20 protein-coding genes are annotated in these 22221 nt (G+C 66.5%); 13 read left to right on the plus strand and 7 right to left on the minus strand.

What is annotated here, in order from left to right:
* Nucleotides 1–8: 8 nt before the first annotated feature.
* Genes MWN33_RS17095 through MWN33_RS17105 form a run of 3 tightly spaced genes read right to left on the minus strand, consistent with a single transcriptional unit; the run spans nucleotide 9 to nucleotide 3142 of the window.
* A complete protein-coding gene (locus tag MWN33_RS17095; protein WP_247202250.1) occupies nucleotides 9–1085 on the minus strand; it encodes an ABC transporter ATP-binding protein in 1077 nt (358 codons plus the stop codon).
* Nucleotides 1086–1117: 32 nt separating this feature from the next.
* Nucleotides 1118–2161, minus strand: a complete 1044-nt coding sequence (locus MWN33_RS17100) for an ABC transporter substrate-binding protein (protein ID WP_247202251.1) — start codon at nucleotides 2159–2161, stop codon at nucleotides 1118–1120.
* Between the two features lie 36 nt (nucleotides 2162–2197).
* Nucleotides 2198–3142, minus strand: a complete 945-nt coding sequence (locus MWN33_RS17105; protein WP_247202252.1) for an aminotransferase class IV — start codon at nucleotides 3140–3142, stop codon at nucleotides 2198–2200.
* 188 nt (nucleotides 3143–3330) lie between these two features.
* On the opposite strand from MWN33_RS17105, the gene MWN33_RS17110 reads away from it, so the two are divergent.
* From MWN33_RS17110 to MWN33_RS17135, 6 genes are read left to right on the plus strand one after another with little or no spacing between them, the layout of a single operon-like run.
* Complete coding sequence (locus tag MWN33_RS17110; RefSeq protein WP_247202253.1) at nucleotides 3331–4317, plus strand: aldo/keto reductase; 987 nt, start codon at nucleotides 3331–3333, stop codon at nucleotides 4315–4317.
* Nucleotides 4314–5207 carry an amidohydrolase family protein gene (locus MWN33_RS17115; protein WP_247202254.1) on the plus strand — a complete coding sequence of 298 codons (894 nt, stop codon included), beginning with the start codon at nucleotides 4314–4316 and terminating at the stop codon, nucleotides 5205–5207. The genes MWN33_RS17110 and MWN33_RS17115 overlap by 4 nt, the downstream gene beginning before the upstream one ends.
* Nucleotides 5204–5785, plus strand: a complete 582-nt coding sequence (locus MWN33_RS17120; protein WP_247202255.1) for a DUF1349 domain-containing protein — start codon at nucleotides 5204–5206, stop codon at nucleotides 5783–5785. Before MWN33_RS17115 ends, MWN33_RS17120 begins: the two co-directional genes overlap by 4 nt.
* A 28-nt stretch (nucleotides 5786–5813) precedes the next feature.
* Nucleotides 5814–6242, plus strand: coding sequence for an RbsD/FucU family protein (locus tag MWN33_RS17125; RefSeq protein ID WP_247202256.1), 429 nt, complete (start codon nucleotides 5814–5816; stop codon nucleotides 6240–6242).
* A gap of 34 nt (nucleotides 6243–6276) precedes the next feature.
* The gene (locus MWN33_RS17130; RefSeq protein WP_247202257.1) at nucleotides 6277–7122 is read left to right on the plus strand and encodes a fumarylacetoacetate hydrolase family protein; all 846 of its coding nucleotides are present in this window, start codon (nucleotides 6277–6279) and stop codon (nucleotides 7120–7122) included.
* Nucleotides 7115–8656 carry a UxaA family hydrolase gene (locus tag MWN33_RS17135; protein ID WP_247202258.1) on the plus strand — a complete coding sequence of 514 codons (1542 nt, stop codon included), beginning with the start codon at nucleotides 7115–7117 and terminating at the stop codon, nucleotides 8654–8656. The genes MWN33_RS17130 and MWN33_RS17135 overlap by 8 nt, the downstream gene beginning before the upstream one ends.
* 42 nt (nucleotides 8657–8698) lie before the next feature.
* On the opposite strand, the gene MWN33_RS17140 is transcribed toward MWN33_RS17135, so the two are convergent.
* Genes MWN33_RS17140 through MWN33_RS17150 form a run of 3 tightly spaced genes read right to left on the minus strand, consistent with a single transcriptional unit; the run spans nucleotide 8699 to nucleotide 11827 of the window.
* Nucleotides 8699–9781 carry an ABC transporter substrate-binding protein gene (locus tag MWN33_RS17140; RefSeq protein ID WP_247202259.1) on the minus strand — a complete coding sequence of 361 codons (1083 nt, stop codon included), beginning with the start codon at nucleotides 9779–9781 and terminating at the stop codon, nucleotides 8699–8701.
* A complete protein-coding gene (locus MWN33_RS17145; protein ID WP_247202260.1) occupies nucleotides 9778–11166 on the minus strand; it encodes a sensor histidine kinase in 1389 nt (462 codons plus the stop codon). The genes MWN33_RS17140 and MWN33_RS17145 overlap by 4 nt, the downstream gene beginning before the upstream one ends.
* Nucleotides 11153–11827 carry a response regulator transcription factor gene (locus tag MWN33_RS17150; RefSeq protein ID WP_247202261.1) on the minus strand — a complete coding sequence of 225 codons (675 nt, stop codon included), beginning with the start codon at nucleotides 11825–11827 and terminating at the stop codon, nucleotides 11153–11155. The genes MWN33_RS17145 and MWN33_RS17150 overlap by 14 nt, the downstream gene beginning before the upstream one ends.
* Before the next feature lie 227 nt (nucleotides 11828–12054).
* On the opposite strand from MWN33_RS17150, the gene MWN33_RS17155 reads away from it, so the two are divergent.
* The 7 genes from MWN33_RS17155 (at nucleotide 12055) to MWN33_RS17185 (ending at nucleotide 21668) form a co-directional block, all read left to right on the plus strand.
* Entirely contained in the window at nucleotides 12055–13026 is a 972-nt protein-coding gene (locus MWN33_RS17155) for a Bug family tripartite tricarboxylate transporter substrate binding protein (protein WP_247202262.1), read from the plus strand.
* A gap of 70 nt (nucleotides 13027–13096) precedes the next feature.
* Nucleotides 13097–13576, plus strand: a complete 480-nt coding sequence (locus MWN33_RS17160; RefSeq protein WP_247202263.1) for a tripartite tricarboxylate transporter TctB family protein — start codon at nucleotides 13097–13099, stop codon at nucleotides 13574–13576.
* A 7-nt stretch (nucleotides 13577–13583) separates the two neighbouring features.
* Nucleotides 13584–15092, plus strand: a complete 1509-nt coding sequence (locus MWN33_RS17165) for a tripartite tricarboxylate transporter permease (RefSeq protein WP_247202264.1) — start codon at nucleotides 13584–13586, stop codon at nucleotides 15090–15092.
* Nucleotides 15093–15472: 380 nt separating this feature from the next.
* Complete coding sequence (locus tag MWN33_RS17170; RefSeq protein ID WP_247202265.1) at nucleotides 15473–18304, plus strand: autotransporter family protein; 2832 nt, start codon at nucleotides 15473–15475, stop codon at nucleotides 18302–18304.
* 550 nt (nucleotides 18305–18854) lie between these two features.
* Nucleotides 18855–19316, plus strand: a complete 462-nt coding sequence (locus tag MWN33_RS17175; protein ID WP_247202266.1) for a DUF6932 family protein — start codon at nucleotides 18855–18857, stop codon at nucleotides 19314–19316.
* Entirely contained in the window at nucleotides 19313–20572 is a 1260-nt protein-coding gene (locus MWN33_RS17180; protein WP_247202267.1) for an XRE family transcriptional regulator, read from the plus strand. Before MWN33_RS17175 ends, MWN33_RS17180 begins: the two co-directional genes overlap by 4 nt.
* A gap of 10 nt (nucleotides 20573–20582) precedes the next feature.
* Nucleotides 20583–21668, plus strand: coding sequence for a beta family protein (locus tag MWN33_RS17185; RefSeq protein ID WP_247202268.1), 1086 nt, complete (start codon nucleotides 20583–20585; stop codon nucleotides 21666–21668).
* Here the strand turns inward: MWN33_RS17185 and MWN33_RS19220 are convergent.
* Nucleotides 21625–22218, minus strand: a complete 594-nt coding sequence (locus MWN33_RS19220; RefSeq protein WP_425532022.1) for a sce7726 family protein — start codon at nucleotides 22216–22218, stop codon at nucleotides 21625–21627. The two genes, MWN33_RS17185 and MWN33_RS19220, sit on opposite strands and share 44 nt — an antisense overlap.
* Between the last annotated feature and the right edge of the window lie 3 nt (nucleotides 22219–22221).

The raw sequence follows: 22221 nt of genomic DNA on the forward strand, positions 1-22221 counted from the left end.
GGAGCGCCTCACGCGTTCAGGACGCTGACATCGGCGGTCGACCAGCGCAGCGACACCGCCTCGCCGATCCCGACACCCTCGCCCAGATCCGGCGTCGGCAGTCGCACCTTGACGGTGTGCGGCGAGCCGTCGCCCAGGCGCACCACCAGCTGGGTCGTGGCGCCGAGAAAGGTGAGGCTCTCCAGCCGCCCGACCATCGAACGCTGTCCGGCGGCTGTGTTGGCGGCCTCGCCGAGGCTGAAGCTCTCCGGCCGGATGGCGACCGAGCAGGTGCCGGCGGGCGCCGCGCCGTGCAGGGCGTGTCCGCCGAGCGGGCTCTCGATAGCCGGATCGGCGCCGGCGGTCAGCCGCGCCGGCAATATGTTGTTCTCGCCGAAGAACTTCGCCACGAATTCGCTTTGCGGGCGATAGTAGATGTCCTTCGGCGTGCCGACCTGCTCGACCTTGCCGTGATCCATGACCACGATGCGATCCGACATGGAGATCGCCTCCTCCTGATCATGGGTGATGAAGACGAAGGTGGTGCGGATGCGGCGCTGCAGGGCTTTCAGGAAGTCCTGCATCGAACGGCGCAGCTCGGCGTCGAGTGCGCCGAGCGGCTCGTCGAGCAGCACCACCTTGGGCTCGCAGACGATGGCGCGGGCAAGGGCGACGCGCTGGCGCTGCCCGCCGCTGAGCTCGGCCGGATAGCGGCCGGCCTTGTCGGACAGTTCGACCATGGCGAGCACATCGGCGACCTTGGCATCGATTTCCGCGCGCGGACGCCGGCGCATCTTCAGCCCGTAGCCCACGTTCTTCGCCACGCTCATATGGGGGAAGAGCGCGTAGTCCTGGAACACGGTGTTGAACGGCCGCTCGAAGATCGGCATGTCGGTGATGTCGACGCCATCGAGCAGGATGCGGCCGGTGCTCGGCGGCGTGAAGCCGCCGAGCATGCGCAGGATGGTGGTCTTGCCGGAGCCCGAGGGCCCGAGGATGGTGAGGAACTCGCCGTCGCCGATCGTCAGGTCGACCGGCTTCAGAACGTTCACCGCGCCATAGGATTTGCCGACCCCGGCAAGATGGATGAGATTGCGGAAGCTCATGCCGGCATCTGCTCCGGTGCTGGGGGCGCCGATCATTCGACCGGCGTCGCCTTGATCTCGTTCCACAGATCGATGCGCCGGGCGAAATTCTCGGGCGCCTGCAGGAACACCAGCTTGTCGGCATAGGTCAGGCCGATGGCCGCGTTGGCGTCGGCATTGGTGGTGTTGCCGTAGCCGGTCTTCTCGCTGATGTAGGTTCCCACCTGCTTCTCCAGCATGAAATCGATGAACGCCAGGGCAAGGGCAGGATCGCGCGCCCCGGCGCTGATCGCCCAGCAGTCGATCCAGCCAATGGCGCCCTCCTTCGGAATGGTCAGGCCGACATCGACGCCCTTCTTCTGCAGCATCGGCGCCTGCGGTTCGCCCATCGACATCATCAGGTCGACGCCGCCCTGGGCGAAGATGCTGACGCCGTCGTCGAAGCCGGCATAATAGGTCGAGACATAGCGCTTCTGGTCGAGCAGCTTGGCCTTGATCTCGGCGAACTGCGCGTCCGTCAGGTTGAACGGATCCTTGTAGCCGAGCAGCAGTGCCGTGGTGACGATCGCGTTGTTGGCGTCGTCCATGGCGATGATGCGGCCCTTGTACTTGTCATCCCACAGCACGCTCCAGCTCGCGGGGGGCTGCGGGAAGGCCTTCTTGTCGTAGATCAGCGGGATGGACCCCCAGGCGAACGGAACGGCGTAGGGCTTGCCGTCGAACACGATGGCGGAGACCTCGCGGAACGCCGGCAGCAGGTTCTTCGCGTTCGGCACCTTGGTCAGGTCTACCGGCTGGATCAGCTTTTCCTGCGTGAGGCGCTTGTAGGAGGAGGTCTCGATGGCGATGACGTCGAAATCCTCGCCCTTCGAGGCGGTCATCTTGGCGAAGATCTCGTCGACGCTGCCGGTATAGGTGATCTTCACCTTCGCCCCGGTCTTGGCCTCGAAGGCTTTGACCCACGGCTCGTCGGCATAGCCCTCCCAGGTGAGAACACGCAGTTCCTTGGGGGCAGCCGTCGCGGGCAGGGTGGCGCTGGACAAAAGCAGGCCGGCAAGACCGGCGGTGACGCCGGTCATGAAATCGCGTCTGTGCATGGAAGTCGTCCTCTGGATTGTTCTCGGATTGTCCGTTCACGCGGCCGGAGACGCAGGCACTGTTTCTGCGCCGGCATAATTCACGTCGGTGCGGTGCCAGCCCTCGGCATGCTTCTGCCAGTAGAGCTCCTTCAGCCGGAGGCTCAGCGGCCCGGGGGCATCGTTGCTCATGATGTGCCCATCGACGCGCGAGACCGGCATCACGCCGCCCGCGGTCGTGGTGCAGAACATCTCGTCCGCCTGCATCAGGTCCTCGCGGCGCAGCGGCGCGATGCGGGCGGGCACCCCGGTCATCGCGCACAGCTCCAGCACCGAGCGGCGGGTGATGCCCTCCAGCGCGCCGCGATCCGGGGTAAGCACCTCGCCGCCGCGCACCATGAACACGTTGAAGCCCGGCCCTTCGGTGACGAAGCCCTCGGCGTCGAGCAGCACGGCGGTGTCGGCCCCGGCATCGTGCGCCTCGAACAGGCCGCGCGTCAGGTCGCCCCAGTGATAGTTCTTCATGGTGGGGTCGACCGAGGCGGCCGGAATGCGCGGCACCGAGGCGATGTGCAGACGCGCGCCGCGCGCCTGGACGTCCAACGGTATGACGTCGATCCAGGGAATGGCGTAGGCGCTGAAGAGGTTGTCGCAGTCCGCCGGCCGGCGCGACCCGAAGACCCGAGGACGGCCACGGGTGCAGATCATGGCGACATAGGCGTCGCGCAGGCCGGTGAGCGCCACGCAGCGATCGAGGATCGCCGCGATCTCGGCGCGGTTGTAGGGGGGCGTCAGACGGAAGCCGGCCAGAGAGCGCTCGAACCGGTCGAGATGGTCGTCCAGCCGGAAGAAGCCGCCCTCGCGGACATGGACGACGTCATAGGTCACGTCCGAACGGGTGAAGCCCCAGTCGAGGAGCGAGACCCGGGCTTCCCTCGCGGGCACATAGCGGCCTTCGACGAAGGCGGCGCCTAGGGAGAAGTCATCAGCGTCGGAGGTCATGCGTCGAATGTCCTGCGCGGGTTTCAGGCGGCGTTGAGGCGGAGCTTGAGGCGCCTTGCAGGTCAGGATGATGCCAAGCCGATATCCGATTGGCAACATAAATTTCATATACGAAAAATTGTTTGACATATCGGCAATAGACGGCGACATCTGCCTCACCATCCGCAACGCGATCCACGGGAACACGCATGCCCCTCGCCACGGAAACAGCGCCGCTCGGTTCGACCGGGCTCCGCACCACGACACTGGGGCTCGGCACCGCGCCGCTCGGCGGGCTCTACCAGCCGGTGAGCGACGAGGCCGCCGAGGCGACGATCGCCAAGGCGTGGGACCTCGGCCTGCGCTTCTTCGACACCGCCCCGCAATATGGCAACGGGCTCTCCGAGCGCCGGCTGGGCAGCTTCCTCTCGGCCAAGCCGCGCGACAGCTACGTGCTCTGCACCAAGGTGGGCCGGCTGCTGCGCCGGCCGGCGGAGGCGGTGGGCGAGGATGCCTATTACAAGGCAACGCCGCCGGAGCGGCCGGTGTTCGACTTCAGCTATGACGGCGTGATGCGCTCTTTCGAGGAAAGCCTGGAGCGGCTGGGCACCGGCCGCATCGACGTGCTGCACATCCACGATCCCGACGACCATTATGACGAGGCCGTCGCCGGGGCCTACCGGGCGCTCGACCGGCTGCGCAGCGAGGGCGCCATCGCCGCCGTCGGCGCCGGCATGAACCAGAGCGAGATGCTCGCCGACTTCGCCCGCGCCGGGCGCTTCGACTGCTTCCTGCTGGCCGGCCGCTACACGCTTCTGGAGCAGGGCGCGCTGGCCGATTTCCTGCCGCTGTGCGAGCAGCAGGGCATCGGCGTCATCATCGGCGGTGTCTATAATAGCGGGATATTGGCGAACCCGACCGCCGGGGCCAAGTTCAACTATGCCGATGCCGACCCGGCGCTCATCGCCCGCGCGCTGGAACTCGATGAAGTGTGCCGGCGCCACGACGTACCGCTGAAGGCGGCGGCGATCCAGTTCCCCGCCGCGCATCCGGCGGTCGCCTCCATCCTCACCGGCGCCCGCAACGAGGCCGAGATCGTCGAGAACGAGGCGCTCTTCCGCCATCCGATCCCGCCCGCGCTGTGGCAAGAATTGCGCGAGCGCGCGCTGATCGATCCGGCGGCGCCCACACCATGAGCGACACGGACCGGCCTTTCGTCATCGACGCCCATCAGCACTTCTGGGACCCGTCGCGCGCGGCCTATCCGTGGATGGCCGGCGATTCCATGGCCCCGCTGCGTCGGCCTTACGGGCCCGGCGATCTCGCACCGCTGCTCGCGGCCTCCGGCGTCGACGCCACCATCCTCGTGCAGTGTCGCCACGATGCGGCAGAGACTGAGGAGTTTCTCCGCATCGCCGCCGCGACGCCCTTCGTCGCCGGCGTCGTCGGCTGGGTCGACCTCGAAGCGCGCGATGTCGCCCGCGAGATCGCGCGGCTGCGCGACCTGCCCGGCGGCGAGCATCTGGTCGGCATTCGACACAACGTCCATGACGAGCCCGATCCGGGCTGGCTGAGCCGCCCAGGCGTGCTGGGCGGACTGGAGGCGGTCTTCGCGGCCGGGCTCACGTTCGACCTCTTGGTGCGCACCCGCGAACTGCCGTCGGCGATCGCTTGCGTGCGCCGTTTCCCCGAAGCGCATTTCATGCTCGATCACATGGCCAAGCCGCCCATCGCGCGCGGCTTCGATGCGCAATGGGCGGAGCGTTTCGAGGAGATCGCGGCGTTCGACCGTGTCTGGTGCAAGGTCTCCGGCCTCGTCACCGAGGCCGATTGGGCCGACCGGTCGCCGGCGACGTTCGACCCTTACATCGCCCTCGCGCGCCGCGCCTTCGGCGACCGGCGGCTGATCTTCGGCTCCGACTGGCCGGTCGCGACGCTCGCCGCCGACTATGGCGCGGTCAAGGATATCGCCGCACGATGCTTCCCCGACGATCCGGAGGCCGAGAGCCGCCTGTTCGCCCGCAATGCGATTGACGCCTATCGCCTCGAACCCCTGTTCGGCCTTTGCCACACGGAGACACCATGACCGATCTTGCCGCCGGCCAATGGCTCAACGAGCCTGCGAAATGGTCCTTCGAGGGGGACACGCTTCACCTCACCACGGACGCGTCGACCGACTTCTGGCGGGAGACCCATTACGGCTTCGTCCGCGACAACGGCCATTTCCTCGGCCTGCCGACCGGCGAGGCCTTCACCGCCGAGGTTCGCGTCCAGGCCGATTACCGCTCGCTGTACGACCAGGCCGGCCTAATGCTGCGTCTCGACGAGACGCGCTGGGTCAAGGCCGGGATCGAGTTCAACGACGGTCATCATTGCCTCAGCGTCGTGGTCACTGACGGCCGCTCAGACTGGTCGGTGACGCGGCTGGACGGGGATGCCGCCGACGTTCGGCTCCGCCTCACCGTGAAGGGCGGCGCGCTGCGGGTGCAGTTCTCGACCGATGGCACGACATGGCCGCTGCTGCGCCTGGCGCCGTTCCCGGTGGCGCCGGCCTATCACGTCGGCCCGATGGCCTGCACGCCGGAGCGCGGCGGGCTCGACGTCGCCTTCTCGGAGTTCCGCATCCTGCCGCCGACCGAGCGCGACCTGCACGATCTCTCGTGAAAACAGCCACACAACGAGGGCGGACACCATGCTGATCGGCATCGACCCCATACTGAACCCCGACATCCTGCACGCGCTCCGCGCCATGGGGCACGGCGACGAACTCGTCATCGCCGATGGCAGCTTTCCCGCCGAGACGGTGGCGCGCCGGCTGGTGCGCATGGAGGCGAGCGACATGCCGCGCATGCTGCGCGCCGTGCTGAGCGTGTTGCCGATCGACGAATCCGAGCCCGACCCGGTGCTCGGCATGGAGGTCATCGGCGAGCCGGACACCCTCATGCCGGCGCACGGCGAGATCGAGGCGATACTCGGCGAGGTGACGGGCGGCGCGGTCCGGCTCAGGCGGATCGAACGCTACGCCTTCTACGAGCGCGCCCGGCAGGCTTTCGCCGTGATCGCCACCGGCGAACGGCTGTTCTACGGCAACGTCATCATCCGCAAGGGAACGGTCGCCTGAGGCGGCCGGCGGCGGGGCATTTGGAGACACCGACGTGAAACTGCTGCGTTACGGCCCGTCCGGAGAAGAGCGCCCCGGCCTGCTCGACGGCGAGGGCCGCGTGAGAGACCTCTCCGCCATCGTTCCGGACATCTCCGGCAAGGCCCTGTCGCAATCCGGCCTCGAGGCGCTGAGGCGGCTCGATCCCGCCACGCTGCCGCTTGTGGCGGACCCCGTGCGGCTCGGCCCCTGCGTTGCCGGTGTCGGCAACTTCATCGCGGTCGGGCTTAATTATGCCGACCATGCCCGCGAAAGCGGTTTGCCGATCCCCGACGAGCCGGTGCTGTTCAACAAGGCGGCATCCTCGATTGCCGGCCCGGACGATCCGATTCCGGTTCCGCCGGGATCGACCAAGCTCGACTGGGAAGTGGAGATCGCCATCGTCATCGGCGAGACGGCCTACGACATTCCGGAATCGGCGGCGCCCACCGTAATCGCCGGCTACTGCATCTGCCACGACGTCTCGGAACGCGCGTTCCAGAACGAACGCGGCGGGCAGTGGACCAAGGGCAAGAGCGCGCCGGGCTTCGGTCCGCTCGGCCCGTGGCTGGTGACGCCGGACGAACTCGGCGACGTGCAGAACCTCGCCATGTGGCTCGACGTCAATGGCGCGCGCATGCAGACGGGCTCGACCGCGACCATGATCTTCCCGCTGCATTTCCTCGTGTCCTATGTCTCGCGCTTCATGCGGCTGCTGCCCGGTGACGTCATAACCACCGGCACGCCGCCGGGCGTCGGCATGGGGCACAGGCCGCCGCGCTATCTGAAGCCGGGAGATCGCGTCGAACTGGGCATTGACGGGCTCGGCGCCCAGCGCCAGCAGGTCATCGGCCATGGGTGAGCAGGGTCTGGCCGCAAAGGTGGCGCCGCGCAGCGTTCGGCTCGATCCCCACGACAATCTGGCGGTGGCCGTCGATGCGATCGAGCGCGGCGTCGCGGTTCATGGCGTCGCCGCCGTGGAGCGAATCCCGCGTGGCCACAAAATGGCGCTCGCGCCAATCGACGCTGGCGCGCCGGTGATAAAAATCGGCCAGGTCATCGGCTTCGCCTTGAGCGCGGTGTCCCCCGGCGAATGGCTGCACGAGCACAATATCGGCCTGAAGGATTTCGAGCGCGACTACCGTTTCGCGGAGGACGCCGGCCGCCTCCCCTCGCTCCGGGCCGAAGCGCCCGCGACCTTCGAGGGGTTTCGCCGGGCCGACGGGCGGGTGGGTACCCGCAACTATGTCGGCATATTGAGTTCGGTGAACTGCTCGGCGACGGCGGCGCGCTTTATGGCCGAGGAGATCATGCGCTCGGGTGTGCTCGCCGACTTCCCGAATATCGACGGGGTGGTGCCGCTGGTCCACGGCACCGGCTGCGCCATCGACACGGAAGGCGAAGGCTTCGAGGTCTTGAAGCGGACGCAGTGGGGCTATGCCACCAACCCCAACATGGCGGCCGTGATCATGGTCGGGCTGGGCTGCGAGGCGTTCCAGATCGACCGCTGGAAGCAAGCTTATGGCATCGCCGAAAGCGAGCGCTTCCGCAGCCTGACGATCCAGCAGACGGGCGGCACGCGCCGGACCGTCGAGGCCGGCGTCGCCGCGATCCGCAACATGCTGCCTTTCGCCAACGAGGCGCGGCGCGAGACCGTGCCGGCCTCAGAGCTGGTGCTCGCCCTGCAATGCGGCGGGTCGGACGGCTATTCCGGCATCACCGCCAATCCCGCGCTCGGTGCCGCGGCAGACCTGCTCGTCGCCCATGGCGGCACGGCGATCCTGTCCGAGACGCCGGAAATCTACGGCGCCGAACACCTGCTCACGCGCCGCGCCGCGAGCCGCGCCGTCGGCGAGCGCCTGGTCGAGCTGATCCACTGGTGGGAGGACTACGCCGCGCGCAACCGCGGCGTGATGAACAACAACCCCTCTCCCGGCAACAAGGCGGGCGGGCTGACCACCATTCTCGAGAAATCGCTGGGTGCCGCCGCCAAGGGGGGCTTCTCTGCCCTCGCGGAGGTGTACCGTTATGCCGAGCCCGTCAGGGCGAAGGGGCTGGTCTTCATGGACACGCCGGGTTTCGACCCGGTCGCCGCGACCGGCCAGATCGCCGGCGGGGCCAATGTGCTGGCCTTCACCACCGGACGGGGCTCCGCCTTCGGTTCCAAGCCGACGCCGACGATCAAGCTCGCCACCAACACGCCGATGTATGAGCGCATGGTCGAGGACATGGATATCAATTGCGGCGATATTCTCGACGGCGTCCCGATCGAGGACAAAGGCCGCCAGATCTTCGAGCACATACTGGACGTCGCCTCGGGGCGCCGCACGAAATCCGAACAGCTGGGCTATGGCGACCACGAATTCGTGCCCTGGCAGATCGGCGCGACGATGTGAGCGCGGAGGGCGCGGCGGCCTCCACCGCCCTCATCCCCCGTCCTAAGGGGTGTTCTGGATCATCGATTTCGACCAGTCTTCAAGAAACCGCTTGCGGCGGGCCGCGTCCTGCACCGCCAGCAACGTAGGACCGACCGCGATGGGGCGTGCGATGCCCGATGTCACCACGTCGGGCCCCTCGATGCCCGGAGGCGCGGAACCGTCCAGCCCGAAGAAGAAGGACTGGCTCCGGCCCACCGACTGGCCGCGCTCCGACAGCAGATAGTTCACGAAGCGGGCCGCCAGTTTCGGGTTGGGCGCGCGGATGGGCACCATGGCGCCCCGGCTCAGCACGAGCGTGTAGTCCGACGGCATGACGATGCCGATCGGCTGGCCGCGCCGCACGCGCTCATAGGCGTAGGAGCCCAGCATGTTGTAGCCGATCAGCAGCCGGCCCGTCGCCACCTCGTCCAGTATCTGCGATGTGCAGCACCGAACGACCACCTGCGCACGGCCGAGGCTTTCCAGCAGGCGCCCATAAGTGGTGGTCGTCTGCCGGGCATCGTTGAACGCCAGCAGGTAGCCGATGCCGGAGAGCCGCACATCGTAGGTGCCCACTCGCCCGCGATAGCGGTCGGCGTCGCGCCGCAGCAGTTCCGCCAGTTCCAGATGCGTACGCGGAACCTCGGCTGCAGATACGCTGTCGCGATTATAGACCATGACGATGGGCTCGAAGGTGAAGCCAAACACCTCGTCGCGCCAGTTCGCCCAGCGCGGGGCGCGGGCAAGGTCCTGCCCCTCGATGCGCTGGGCGCAGCCGTCATTGGCGAGCTTCACCAGCTGGTCCACCGACGAGGACAGGAAGACGTCGCCGAGCGCGCCGCCCTCGTGACAGACCCGCGCCGCAGCCGAGAACAGATCGTTGGTCACATATTCCACGATCTCGACCATGGTACCGGGGGACAGCTGCTGAAAGTCCCGGATAAGCGGCTCCAGCGCATAAAGATCGGTCGCGGCGTGGATCGACAGAGTGTCGACCTGACTTGCGAGCGCGGGAAAGCGCGTCGTGGTCTGGGCCTGCGCGACGGCGCTGGCGAACAGCAGGACAGCAAGCGCGGAGCCGAGACGAAGGACGAAACCTTTCATGCGACCTCCCGCTCATGCTGTGCCAGCGACATCACCACGACGAAGCCGAAGCTGCCCTTCTCGACGAAGGACAGCGTACCGCCATGGGCGGCCAGCACTTCGGCCGTGATCGAAAGACCCAGCCCCGACCCCTTGCCATCGGACGACGGGGCGCCAAACCGTTGAACGACCCGCGGCCATTGTCCGGAGGGAATGCCGGGGCCGTCATCCTCGACCTCGATCACCGCCCGGTCCGACCGTCTCAGCAAGCGCACAGTGATCCGCGCCGGGGCACCGTGGCGAACGGCATTGTCCAGGATGTTCTTGATCGCTTCCGCGAGATTGACCGGATCACCGCTGACGATCAGCGGTTCGGGCGGCGCGTGCAAGGTGACCAGAATGTCCCGCTCCAGCGTGTCCGGGATCGCCTCGTCGAGCGCCCGCCGCGTCAGCTCGGTGAGATCGACCGGGGAATTGGCCACCGCACGTTCGCGGTGCGCCACCATGGCGTGACTCAGCAACTGATTGGCGAGGCGCGACAATTGCCGCGTGCGGTCGCGGATGCGATCGAGGTGCTTGCGCGCGGGTGGCGCCACCTCGTCGTTGGCGAGCAGGTCGACCTGTCCCTCAAGGGCCGCCAGCGGCGTGCGCAGCTGATGCGCGGCATCGGCGATGAACTGCTGCATCAGCTCCACGCGGCCCCGCAACCGTTCGATGAACCCGTTGATCTCGGCGACGAAGGGGGCGAGTTCGCGCGGCGTGGAGACGTCGACGAGCGTCAGGTCGAGGGGATCGCGCTGGCGGATTGCGGTCTCAAGCCGGCCGATCGGCGCCAGCGCGCGGCGCACCGCGAAAATCGTCCCGCCGATGGCGATGGCCCCCATGGCGCCGACAAGGATGAAGGAACGCAGGGTGAGTTCGCGGGCGAGCGCGCGGCGCGCCTCGACGGTCTGGGCGACGATGACGACCGCGTCGCCGCGCATCTGGGCATCGTCGAAGCGGCGCGCCACCCGCGTCACCCGCACGATCTCGCCGTCGAACTCCGCATTCTCAACGACCGCGCGGTCCGGCGTCTCGCTCTCCGCCGCCGGATCGTCGAGGCCCTCATAGCCGGTCATCGTGTGCCCGGCGGGGTCCAGCACGCGGTAGAAGATGCGGTCGCGGTCCGACAGGGCCAGCAGTTCAAAGGCGGAGACCGGCAGTTCGATCTCGGCTCGTCCGTCCTGTATCTGGATGGCGTCGGCGATCTGATAGGCGGCACCGAGCAGCAGCCGGTCATAGGCCTCGTCCGCCGCCTGGCGGGCCGAGTACCACGCGGCGGTCATCAGAACCGCCGCACCGAACACCAGCACCAGCGACATAAGCGCGAACAGGCGGATGAAGAGCGAAGGCTCACGCCGGGCCATCGATCACCATCTGATAGCCGAATCCACGCACGGTCACGATCTGGGCCCGCGCACCGTCGATCTTGCGGCGCAGGCGGCCGATATAGAGTTCGACAGCGTTCGGCGCCGGCGCTTCGTCATGACCGAACATGCGGTCGAGCAGTTCGTCCTTGCCGAAGACGCGCCCGGGCCGGGAAGACAGGATTTCGAGCAGCGTAAGCTCGCGCCGCTTCAGATGCACCTCGCAGTCGCCGACCCGCACCATCCGCGTCAGGCGGTCTATGCTGATGTCGCCGCAGCGCAGCACGTTGGTCGCCTCGCCGCTGTTGCGGCGCATGAGCGCCCGGACACGGGCTTCGAGTTCGCGAAAATCGAACGGCTTCACCAGATAGTCGTCGGCGCCGATGTCGAGCGCGTCCACGCGATCTTCCACGCGCGACCGGGCGGTGAGGATCAGCACCGGCGTGGTCGATCCCCGTGCGCGCAACTGCGAGAGGATGCTGAAGCCGTCCATGCCGGGCAGCATGACGTCGAGGATCACGAGGTCATAAGCCGTGGCGCCCAGCACCTCCATGCCGGCGGTGCCATCCAGCTCCCAGTCGACGGCATGGCCGATCCGGCTGAGGCGCCCGACAATCGCTTCGCCGACGTCCCTCGTGTCTTCGACCAGCAGGATGCGCATCTCGTTCCCAAGGCTCGGCGCCTGTCGCAAAGACAGCTGTATGACAGGAAAGCCCTCTAGCAAAGCATCCTCAAGCACTGCGCAGACGGTGCGCAAACAGATGGAGAAACGTCCGGCAAAAGCCCGCCTTTGTCCGCCGGCTGCCGCTCAGCTTCGCACGTCTATCCATCTGCGCCGAACCGTGACGCAGGCACGATGCTGCAAAGAGTCCTCGGAGGGACGAGCCCATGAACGCCATTTTCACGAAATTCGCCTTGGTCGGCGTGGTCAGCGCCATGCTCACCGGGGGCGCGCTTGCGCTCCCGCAGAAGACCGAATGCCTCGCGGGCGCCAAGCCCGGCGGCGGCTTCGACGTGACCTGCCGCCTCGCCGCCAACTCGCTGCTGGCCGCCAAGCTGATCGAAACCCCGATGGCCGTCACCTATATGGAAGGCGGCGTCGGCGCCATCGCCTATAACCACGTCGTCGGCAAGCGCGCTGCCGACCCCAGCTTGATCGTCGCCGCTTCGACGGGTTCGGCGCTCCTTCTCGCGCAGGGCAAGTTCGGCAACCACGACGAAAACGCCGTGCGCTGGATCGGCGCTCTGGGCGCGGATTACGGCGTCATCGTCGTCGGCGCCGACTCGCCCTACAAGACGCTGAAGGAACTCTCGGACGCCTATGCCGCCAATCCCGGCCAGTTTCCCATCGGCGGCGGCGGCGCCGTCGGCAGCCAGGACTGGATGAAGGCCGCGCTCATCGCCAAGGGCGCGGGGCAGGACCCGAAGAAGATGCGCTATGTGGCGCTCGAAGGCGGCGGCGCGGTGCTGACCTCGCTGGAAGGCGGGCACATCAAGATCGGCGCCGGCGACGCCTCCGAAATGGTCAAGCACCATCAGGCCGGCAAGGTCCGCATCCTCGCCGTCATGTCGCCCGAGCGTCTCGCGGGCGACCTCGCCGACATCCCGACCGCCCGCGAGCAGGGCTACGATTTCGACTGGGTGATCTGGCGCGGCTACTACACGGGCGGCAAGGTGAGCGACGCCGACTACACGGCCTGGGCGGACACGTTCAGGAAGCTCGTCGCGACGCCCGAGTTCAAGGCGGAACTCGCCGCCCGCGGCCTGTTCCCCTACACGCTCATCGGCCCCGATTTCGACGCCAAGGTGAAGAGCGACGTGCAGCGCTTCAAGGCGCTCGCGAAGGAAGCCGGCCTCTGATTCCGAAAGACACGGCCAGCGGCCTCGCGCACGGCGGGGCCGCTGGACTTCGCTTGCCAGGAAACGCCCCATGGACGCCCATCGAAATCCCGCTCAGGACAGGCTGAGCAACAGGATCGCCGCCATCGTCCTGCTGCTGTTCAGCCTCCTGTATGGCTACGCCGGCAGCGTGATCGAATTCTCCTTCTCCTCGGATCCGCTTGGGCCACGGGTGTTCCCGCTTCTGCTGGCGGCGGTCCTCGGCCTGCTGTCGCTGATCTACCTCTTCGCGCCGGGCCAGGGCGAGGCATGGCCGCAGGGCACGGTGCTGATGCGCTGCATCGCGCTGCCCGCGCTGGTGCTCATCGCCGCCCTGCTGTTCGAACCGATCGGCTTCGCCGGCTCGATGTTCGTCATGACGACGGGGATCGCCCGCATCTTCGGGGCCTCGTGGAAGGCCTCCCTCATTGGCGGGTTCCTCCAGGCCGCGCTCTGGTACGTCGTCTTCGGCTACCTGCTGGAGGTCTATCTGCCGGTTGGCGAGCTCTTCGCCGCATCGCGTCGGGGCTAGGACAGTCATGAGTTTCGATTATCTCTGGACCGGCTTTGCCGTCGCCCTCAGCTGGCAGAACCTGCTCATCGGCCTTATCGGCTGCTTCCTCGGTACGATCATCGGCGCGCTTCCGGCCATCGGTCCGATCAACGGCATCGCATTGCTGCTGCCGATCGCCTACACGCTCGGCCTGCCGCCGGAGAGCACGATGATCCTGCTCGCCGCCATCTATTCCGGCTCGGAATATGGCGGGCGCATCTCCTCGATCCTGCTCAACGTGCCCGGCGACGCCGGCGCGGTGATGACCGCGCTCGACGGCAACCCGCTGGCACGCCAGGGCCGCGCGGGCGAGGCGCTGATGATCAGCGGCATTTCCTCCTTCGTGGGCGGCATCATCGGCGTCGTGGGGTTGACCCTGTTCGCCCCCTTCCTCGCCAGCCTCGCCATCGGCTTCGGCCCGGCGGAATATTTCGTGCTGATGGTCTTCGCCTTCGCCACGCTCGGCTCCATGGTCGGCAGCCAGCCGGTGAAGACGCTGATCGGCTGCGTGCTCGGCCTGATGCTGGCGACCGTCGGCCTCGACCCGACGTCGGGCGCCTACCGCTTCACCTTCGACAGCCCGGAACTGGGCGACGGCATCGACTTTGTCGTGCTGGTGATCGGCCTGTTCTCGATCTCCGAGGCCATGCTGATGCTGGAGAGCCACGCCATGGGCGCTTCGGTCATCGGCAAGGTCGGCCGCACCTTCGTGCGCTTCAAGGACATCGTCTTCACGATCGGCGCGACCCTGCGCGGCTCGATCATCGGCTTCGTCGTCGGCGTCCTGCCCGGCACCGGCGCCTCGGTGGCGAGCGCCGTGTCCTACACGCTTGAGAAGCGCGTCTCCGACCGCGACGGCACCTTCGGCAAGGGCGACATGCGCGGCCTGGCGTCACCGGAGGCGGCCAACAATTCCTGCGCGGCCGGCGCTTTCGTGCCGATGCTGACGCTGGGCGTGCCAGGCAGCGGCACCACCGCCGTCATGCTTGGCGCGCTGATGCTCTACAATATCCAGCCCGGCCCTCAGCTCTTCGCCGAGCGCCCGGAGATCGTCGGCGGCCTGATCGCCTCGCTCTATATCGGCAACGTGCTGCTGCTGCTGCTCAACATCCCGTTCGTCGGCATCTTCTCGCGCCTGTTGCTGCTGCCGAACTGGATTCTGGTTCCCGGCATTCTCGTCCTGTCGGTGGTCGGCGTGTATTCGACACATGCCAGCGTCGAATCCATCGTGCTGATGCTCGCCATCGGCTGCCTTGGCTGGGTGCTCCGCAAGCTCGGCTTCGACATGGCACCCATCATCCTCGGCTTCGTGCTCGGCAAGGTGATGGAAGTGAACCTGCGCAACGCGCTCGCCATCAGCGGCGGCGAACTCGGCATCCTGTTCCAGAGCCACATCTCGCTCATTCTGTGGGCGCTGGCCCTCTTCGTCGCGGTGGGGCCGTGGGCGTTGCAGCGGTGGTCCCGCCGCAGCAGGTCGCCGGGCATGACCGAGTGACAGGCTTGGCGTCGGCTGAAGACCACGCAGCTGCGATCTCCTGTCGACCGACCGCGCCCGGGACAAGTTCGACCAATCTTCCGCGTCGCACGCGCCGTTCCGCCGTTGCGCGCCCTAACAGAGTGCGCGCCGCGACAGAGAAGCGAGCGATCCCGCCGCCAATGCCACGGGAAGCACCCAAGAAATGTCGTCGCTATCGCCTCGGGCGACCGATAGGTTGCCAGGCAGCATAGGTTGCCAGGCAGCCATGATTTTGGGGCACGAGGCATTTCATGAAATTCAGGTCGGCTTTCGGCGGCGCGTCCAGGGCGCGCACGCACGGGCTCGTTGCGCTCGGTATTGGTGTCGGCGGGTTCGCCCAGGCCGTGCAGGCGGGTCCCTTGCCCCCAACGGAGCCGACCACCTATCAGACGCTGGATTTCGGCGAGAACGACACGTTCCTGACCGGCATTCGCGGCGAGAACATCGTCGGCAATTACAAGATCCCCGGGGTCGGTGAAACCGGCGGCCTCTACTACAACATGACCACCCAGACCTGGTCGCCGATGCCGGTGACGACGCCGAACGGCGCGAATTATCCCGGCGCCGTAGGCTCGTCTCCCTACGGGCCGAACTTCGGCAATCCGGGCGGCGTCATCCGCGTGGTCGGCAGCTACAAGGTTGAGGGCTCGGACTACGACACCGGCTACCTCTACGATGCCGCCGCCGCGCCCGGCGAGCAGCTCGTCGAGCTGAAATTTCCGGACCCGAGCCCGGAAACGCCGACGCTGTTCACCATTGCCCACTCGACCTTCGGCAACCAGGCAGTCGGCAATTACGACACCCAGCTCGATACCGGGCACGGCTTCATCTACAACATCAAGGAAGGCACCTACGACACGTACAAGGCTCCCGGTGCGGTCAGCACCACGATCTACGGCGTCTATGGCGACAAGATCGCGGGCGGCTATTACGAGGCCGAGATGGGCGGCGGCATCGGCCCCGAACACGGCTATGTCTACGACCAGCTGACGGAAACTTTCTGGAACTACGACCATCCCGGCGCGGTCGCCACGCATTTCGAGGGCATCACCGGCGCCGGCAGGGGCGGCCAATACAATCTCGTCGTGAACTGGATCGACGCCGATGGCAATGTGCATCCCGCCGTCCTTCACATCAACGAGTTAGGGCACGGGACCTGGTATGAGATCGACATACCCCAGGAAAACGTGTCGGCCAATTCCATGTATGGCGACAAGGTGGTCGGCGTGTACACCGACGCCGAGGGCGTGCATGGCTACCTCGCCACGATGCCGGGCCTCTACAACCCGATCACCAACACCACCACGCTGAACTTCGCCGACGCGAACGCCGCCGCCCTCGACGGCGGCAAGGGCGACGACATCGTCAACAGCGGTACGATCAACGTCACCGGTAATCTCGGCATCGCCATCCGCGGCGAAACCTATGGCGTGCTCACCAATTCCGGCACCGTCAACGCCAGCGGCATCGCCGGCGCGGCGGTCGAGATGCACGGCCTCTACGGCACGCTGCTGAACGCCGGCACGCTGTACGCAACCGCCGAGTCCGATGCCCTGCGCACTGGGGTCGACACCGAAGGCAGCATCATCGTCAACACCGGCGTCATAGACGGGCGCCTTGCCGCAAATCTGGGAGCTGACAAGCGCTTCGAGAACAGCGGCTGGCTCGGCGCCACCGGCACCGGATTCAAGATCGTCAGCTATTTCGGCGGCACCTTCGTGCAGACCGCCGCCGGCACCTTCGCCCCGCGGGTAATGGCCGACGGCAATGACGAACTCACCGTGACCGACACGCTTCGGCTGGCCGGCACACTCGACGTCGACTTCCAGGGCACAAGCTTCGCCAAGGCCTCGACGATACTGCGCGCGACGGACGGGATCGCCGACCGATTCCGGACCTTCACCACCGATCTTCCGGCCCTGTTCGACGCTACCCTCGACTATGCGCCGACGACGGTGACGGTAAACGTCGCCGCCGATCTGGCAGGCCTTGCGGGCAACACGCGCAACCAGCGCGCGGTCGGCGCCGCTATCGACGGCATCGTCAACAACACGTCTGCCGACGTGCTGACCAGCCTGCCGGAAGCGCTGAGCCCCCTCTACGGGCTCAGCGAGAGCCAGCTGCCCGGCGCGCTCGATGCGCTGTCCGGCGAAGCCTATGCCAGCGAGCAGTCCGTGCTGGTGGGCGACAGCCTCTACAGCCGGCAGGCCGTGCTGGCCCGTCTGCGCCAGGGCGGCCATTCCAGCGACAGCGGCCCGACGGCGGGGTTGGCGTTCGGCGGCCCCGCGCTCGCCTATGCGCCGCCGGCCAAATCCCCGGCGCCCTTCCCCACCAAGGCGGCGCCCGCGCCCGAGCCGAGCTTTGCCGGCACGGTATGGGCACAGGGCTTCGGCGGCTGGAGCAACTATGACGATGGCGCCGGCACGGCGAGCGTCGATGCCACCCTGGGCGGCATCATCTCCGGCGTGGACGTGAAGGTGGCCGACTGGCTGGTCGGCGCGGCGCTCGGCTATTCCCGTTCCAACACGGATGCCGACGCGCTGGACAGCTCGTCCGAGGTGAACAGCCTGATCCTGGGGCTTTATGCCGGCACCAGTGCCGGGCCGTGGGGCCTGCGTCTCGGCGCGACCTACGCCTTCAACCAGATCGAGACGGACCGCACCATCGCCTATCCCGGCTACGCGGAGAAGGCGAGCGCGGACTATGACGGCGGCACCGCGCAGGCCTTCGTGGAGCTCGGCTACAGCGTCGCGGTTCAGAAGGTGGCGTTCGAGCCCTTTGCCGGCCTCGCCTATATCTACGTCGACACGGACGGTTTCACCGAGACCGGCGCCTCCGCCGGCCTGACGGGTTCGGCCAACTCCATGGGTGTCGGCTATTCCTCGCTCGGCCTGCGCATGGCGACGACGATGGATCTCGCCAACGGCATGGCGCTGCAGCCCCACGCCTCGGTCGCCTGGCAATACGCCTTCGGCGACGTCGCGCCGGAAGCGCAGATGGCGTTCCTGAGCGCGCCGGGAGCGAATTTCACGGTAGCCGGCGTGCCGCTCGCGCAGAACACCGCCCTGGTCGAGATCGGCTCAGACCTGCGCCTCAGCGAGCAGGCGTCGGTCGGCCTGTCCTATGTCGGCCAGTTCTCCGACAACGTCACCGTGAACGCCCTGCAGGCAAACCTGACGTGGCGCTTCTGACGCTGGCGGACAGCCGCCTCTCGCACGTCGGGGGGCGGCGCTGGCAGTGCTCGGACCTGCGAGCGTGCGGCAAGGACCGCAGGCTGGGCTTTAGCCGATTGCGGACGCCGGCCCCGCAGGCACGCGGTGCGGGCGGAAGCATTGGCGCACGCCGTGTCCGCGCGGTTGCAGGTGCCGGTGGTGTGGACGGTTGAGATGACCGGGCCGACCAGCGCGGCGACATGCTGGCGACAATAGCCGACAGTGGCGCGCGGCCGCTCCCGGCATTTCGTTTACAAATTGCTGATTTTTGAAACGGTAATGGCGCGCCGACCAAGGTGAAACTGCGAACACCTATATTCTTGATATTTCATTGACTTAGGAAGCACTGGCCGGGGTCAAGCGCTCACGAAGCCGGGCAGCCCGGCTTCGCCCGTAAAAGCCATGGCGAACTCGCCGGTGCCGTCCGCCCGCGCCGGATAAGCGATAGGACAGCGTCCGCGGAGATCGTTGGCGTTCACCGGTGAGACCTGATTGACAAATCATCATACACAACAATAATCTTGTGTTTATGATACCCGACTTCGTCAGCGTCGGCGCTTCGGCGCCCTGGCCGGTGCTTCCTCCCGGCATTCACGACGCCACCCTGGAAGAGGTGGCGGCGCGTTTTGCGACGACTCCGCATCGGGCTTGGCTGTTCGGGGGCTTTGTCAGGGCGGTGGAGGCGCTGCGATTTGCGGGCTGCTCGACGATCTTCCTTGACGGCAGCTTCATCACCGCCAAGCCCCATCCCGGTGACTTCGACGGGCTGTGGGATCTGGACGGCGTCGATCCCTACGCACTCGACCCCGTTCTGCTTGATTTCGACAACATGCGCGCAGCGCAGAAAGCGAAGTATTTTGGAGAGATGTTTCTGACGCAGCTGCCGCACCAGCCCGGCCTGCTGCCCTTCTTCCAAAAGGAAAAATTCTCCGACGCGCCCAAGGGCATCGTCAGAATCTCGCCCAGGCCTGCGCATGGAGCGACAATATGATCACCAACGAAAAGCAATACCGTTCAGCCCGCGCCGCTATCGAACGTTTTGGCGCTGAGATGGCCGATCTGAGAAACGCACATGACGGCGTGCATCCGGCGCTGCGGCGCGCCCAGATCGCCGGTCTGGAAAGTCAAGTCGCCGAGCTGGAAGACCAGGTGCAAGAATACGAGCATCTCCAGTCCGGCGCGGTGACCACATTCGAGGCGGAAGGCTTGGTCGACCTTCCAGACCTCCTGATCCGGGCGCGGATCGCACGCGGTATGAGCCAGCGCGACCTTGGAACCTTTGTCGGAGTCGCTGAGCAGCAGATCCAACGCTACGAGGCTGAGCGTTACCGATCAGCCAGCCTGGAGCGCCTGGCCGAGATCGCGGCGGCGCTCGACATCACGGTGAAGGAAAGCGCGCAGCTGCGCACCGCGCCGCCAACGGAGACAGGACCCGAGAGCGCTTGGTCCTTCCCGGTCACCGAGATGTTCAAGCGGGGCTATTTCGAGGACTTCAGCGGCTCTGCGGCACAGGCTCGCAAGGAAGCCGCGCACCTCATCCCGGACTTCTTCCGCCATGCTGCCTATGACTGGACACAGACGGCGCTGCATCGCCGGTCGGTCCGCGCCCATGGCAATGTGCAACTGGCCGCCCTGGCCGCGTGGGAGGCGCGGGTCTCCATTCTGGCCGAGCGGCGAGCGCCGCAAGTCGCCTTCCGCAAGGAGGTGATTTCGCACGAATGGCTGGACTATCTCGTGCGCTTGAGCGCCCGGGATGACGGTCCCAAGGCCGCGGTGGAGCATTTGCGCGCTTCAGGCGTCGTCCTGGTGGTCGAACCTCATCTGCCCGGGACGCTACTGGACGGCGCCGCCCTGCACACGACGTCGAACATCTTCGTCGTAGCTATGACTCTGCGCCATGACCGCCTGGACAATTTCTGGTTCACCCTGCTGCATGAGGTCGCGCACTTGCGCCTCCACGTCGCACAGGGGCCTTACCGCGCGATCTTCGACGCGATCGAAAGTCCGGGGAACTCTCCGATCGAGGACGAAGCCGACAATTTTGCCCAGGAGGCGCTGATTCCCGCTGCCCAATGGCGGAGATGCGTGTCGCGGTTCACTCAGACTGACCGGGCGGTGCGCGCGGATGCCGCTAAGCTCGGTATCCACCCCGCGATTGTCGCCGGCCGCATCCGCCGAGAGGCGAACGACTACACCCTTTTGGCCAACTTGGTCGGTTCTGGCCAAGTCAGGCCGCAGCTGACCTGAGCGAATCACCATGGCGATCACGGCTCTCGATTATGTGCCAGTCTTGAAATGGCGGCAGGGGGAGTACCAGGCTTTGATGCGCTTGGACGAGGCCCATCGGCGCCACGTCATTCCCCTAATCGAGGTGACGCCGCCAGAGTGGGATTTCGAGGAGGGCCGGGCCAAGAAGACCCTCGCACAGCAACTCGAGCCCTTTGCGCGCCGCTTGAAGGCCAAGTGGGGTGCCCAGCCGGCTTTCCTGGACACCCATCTGCTGAAACCAACCGACCGAATGCCGGACGGGGGGCATCCCCTGACCTACCTTTTGGACGGCGCTCGTTCGGACGGCGCGCAGCTTACCCCGGTGACGGGCCTTGAGCGGGATTTGGCCCACTACAACGCAGTTGCGGCGGCAATCCTCATCGATGGCTTGGGCATTGCGGTGCGGTGCAGCCTAGACGAGATCGCCGATCCTGACTTCTCGACCACGTTTAGGAGTGTGGTCGATCAGCTGGGTGTTGACACGGGGGATGTCGACCTGATCATCGACCTTGCAGCCAAGAATTTTGAACCGCTCAACGACCTCGTCGATCTTGTGTCGGCCCTGCTGCAGTCGGATTCGGTCTACGACGAAGTTCGTAGCCTCATCCTCATCGGGACGTCTTTTCCCGGGTCGATGGGCGACATAAAACCCCCGGGCCAGATCGTCACGCGGATGGAATGGAAGCTCTACAAACAGCTGATCGCGAGCCTGCCGGACGGCTTTGAGCCACCGACCTTTGGAGACTATGCCATTTCCTCGGTGGACATTCCTGGTGGCGACATGCGGCTCCTGAAGCCGGCGGCGTCCGTGCGCTACACCATCGACGACGCTTGGCTGATCACCAAGGGTAGCAATGTCCGCGACAACGGATTCGAGCAGTTCCGCGACCGATGCGGCGACGTGGTGAACTCCGGCAGGGCATTCCCACCCGGCTATTCGGCGGGCAGCGACTATGTTCGCGGTTGCCACGGAAGAACGGAAAAGACCGGCAACCTCACCACCTGGCGGTGGGTCGGGACCAACCATCACATCACGAAGGTCGTGGACGATCTCGCCAGTTTGTTCGGCTCTTGAGCGTAGCGCGAACGAGCGCCGCCAGCTGCGGTTTGGGCAAGCGACGCGCTAACTCCGCATAGAGGGAAGCGCGCGGTGCTCGCAATAGCTGCGGAGCGCATCCCATGCCCGATAGCACAGCATGGACTTCGTCGCGCCACATCAGCTGCGCCAAGCTAATCGCGTCGGTTTCACGGTTGGCGCGCTCGTTCCGAAGCCGTCGGAAAACAACCGATCCGTTCGCTGCACGTCGAGCGGAGACGACCCCCCACCAGGACGGCAGGAGTTCAAGAGCGGCCGGCAGGTGCCGCTCCGATGCGATCAAAGTCGCGCGATCAACGACCAGGCCGTAGGCCTGCACCTGCCGGGGAAGCCGTTCGAGGCTGTCCGCCTCGGCCTTGATCTCCACGCCCCGAATGTGGCCGTTGATGACGGCAATATCGACACGGGATGCCCCATGGGTCAGACCAAGCTCTTCGAGCACCAGCGTTTCGGCGCACTTCTGGGCACCGGCTAGCAAACGCCGCAGGGCAGCCGCCCGTAGATCCTCGTCTTTCAACCTTGGCCTCATAGG

The organism is Ancylobacter koreensis, from assembly GCF_023016525.1.
Taxonomy (GTDB): domain Bacteria; phylum Pseudomonadota; class Alphaproteobacteria; order Rhizobiales; family Xanthobacteraceae; genus Ancylobacter; species Ancylobacter koreensis.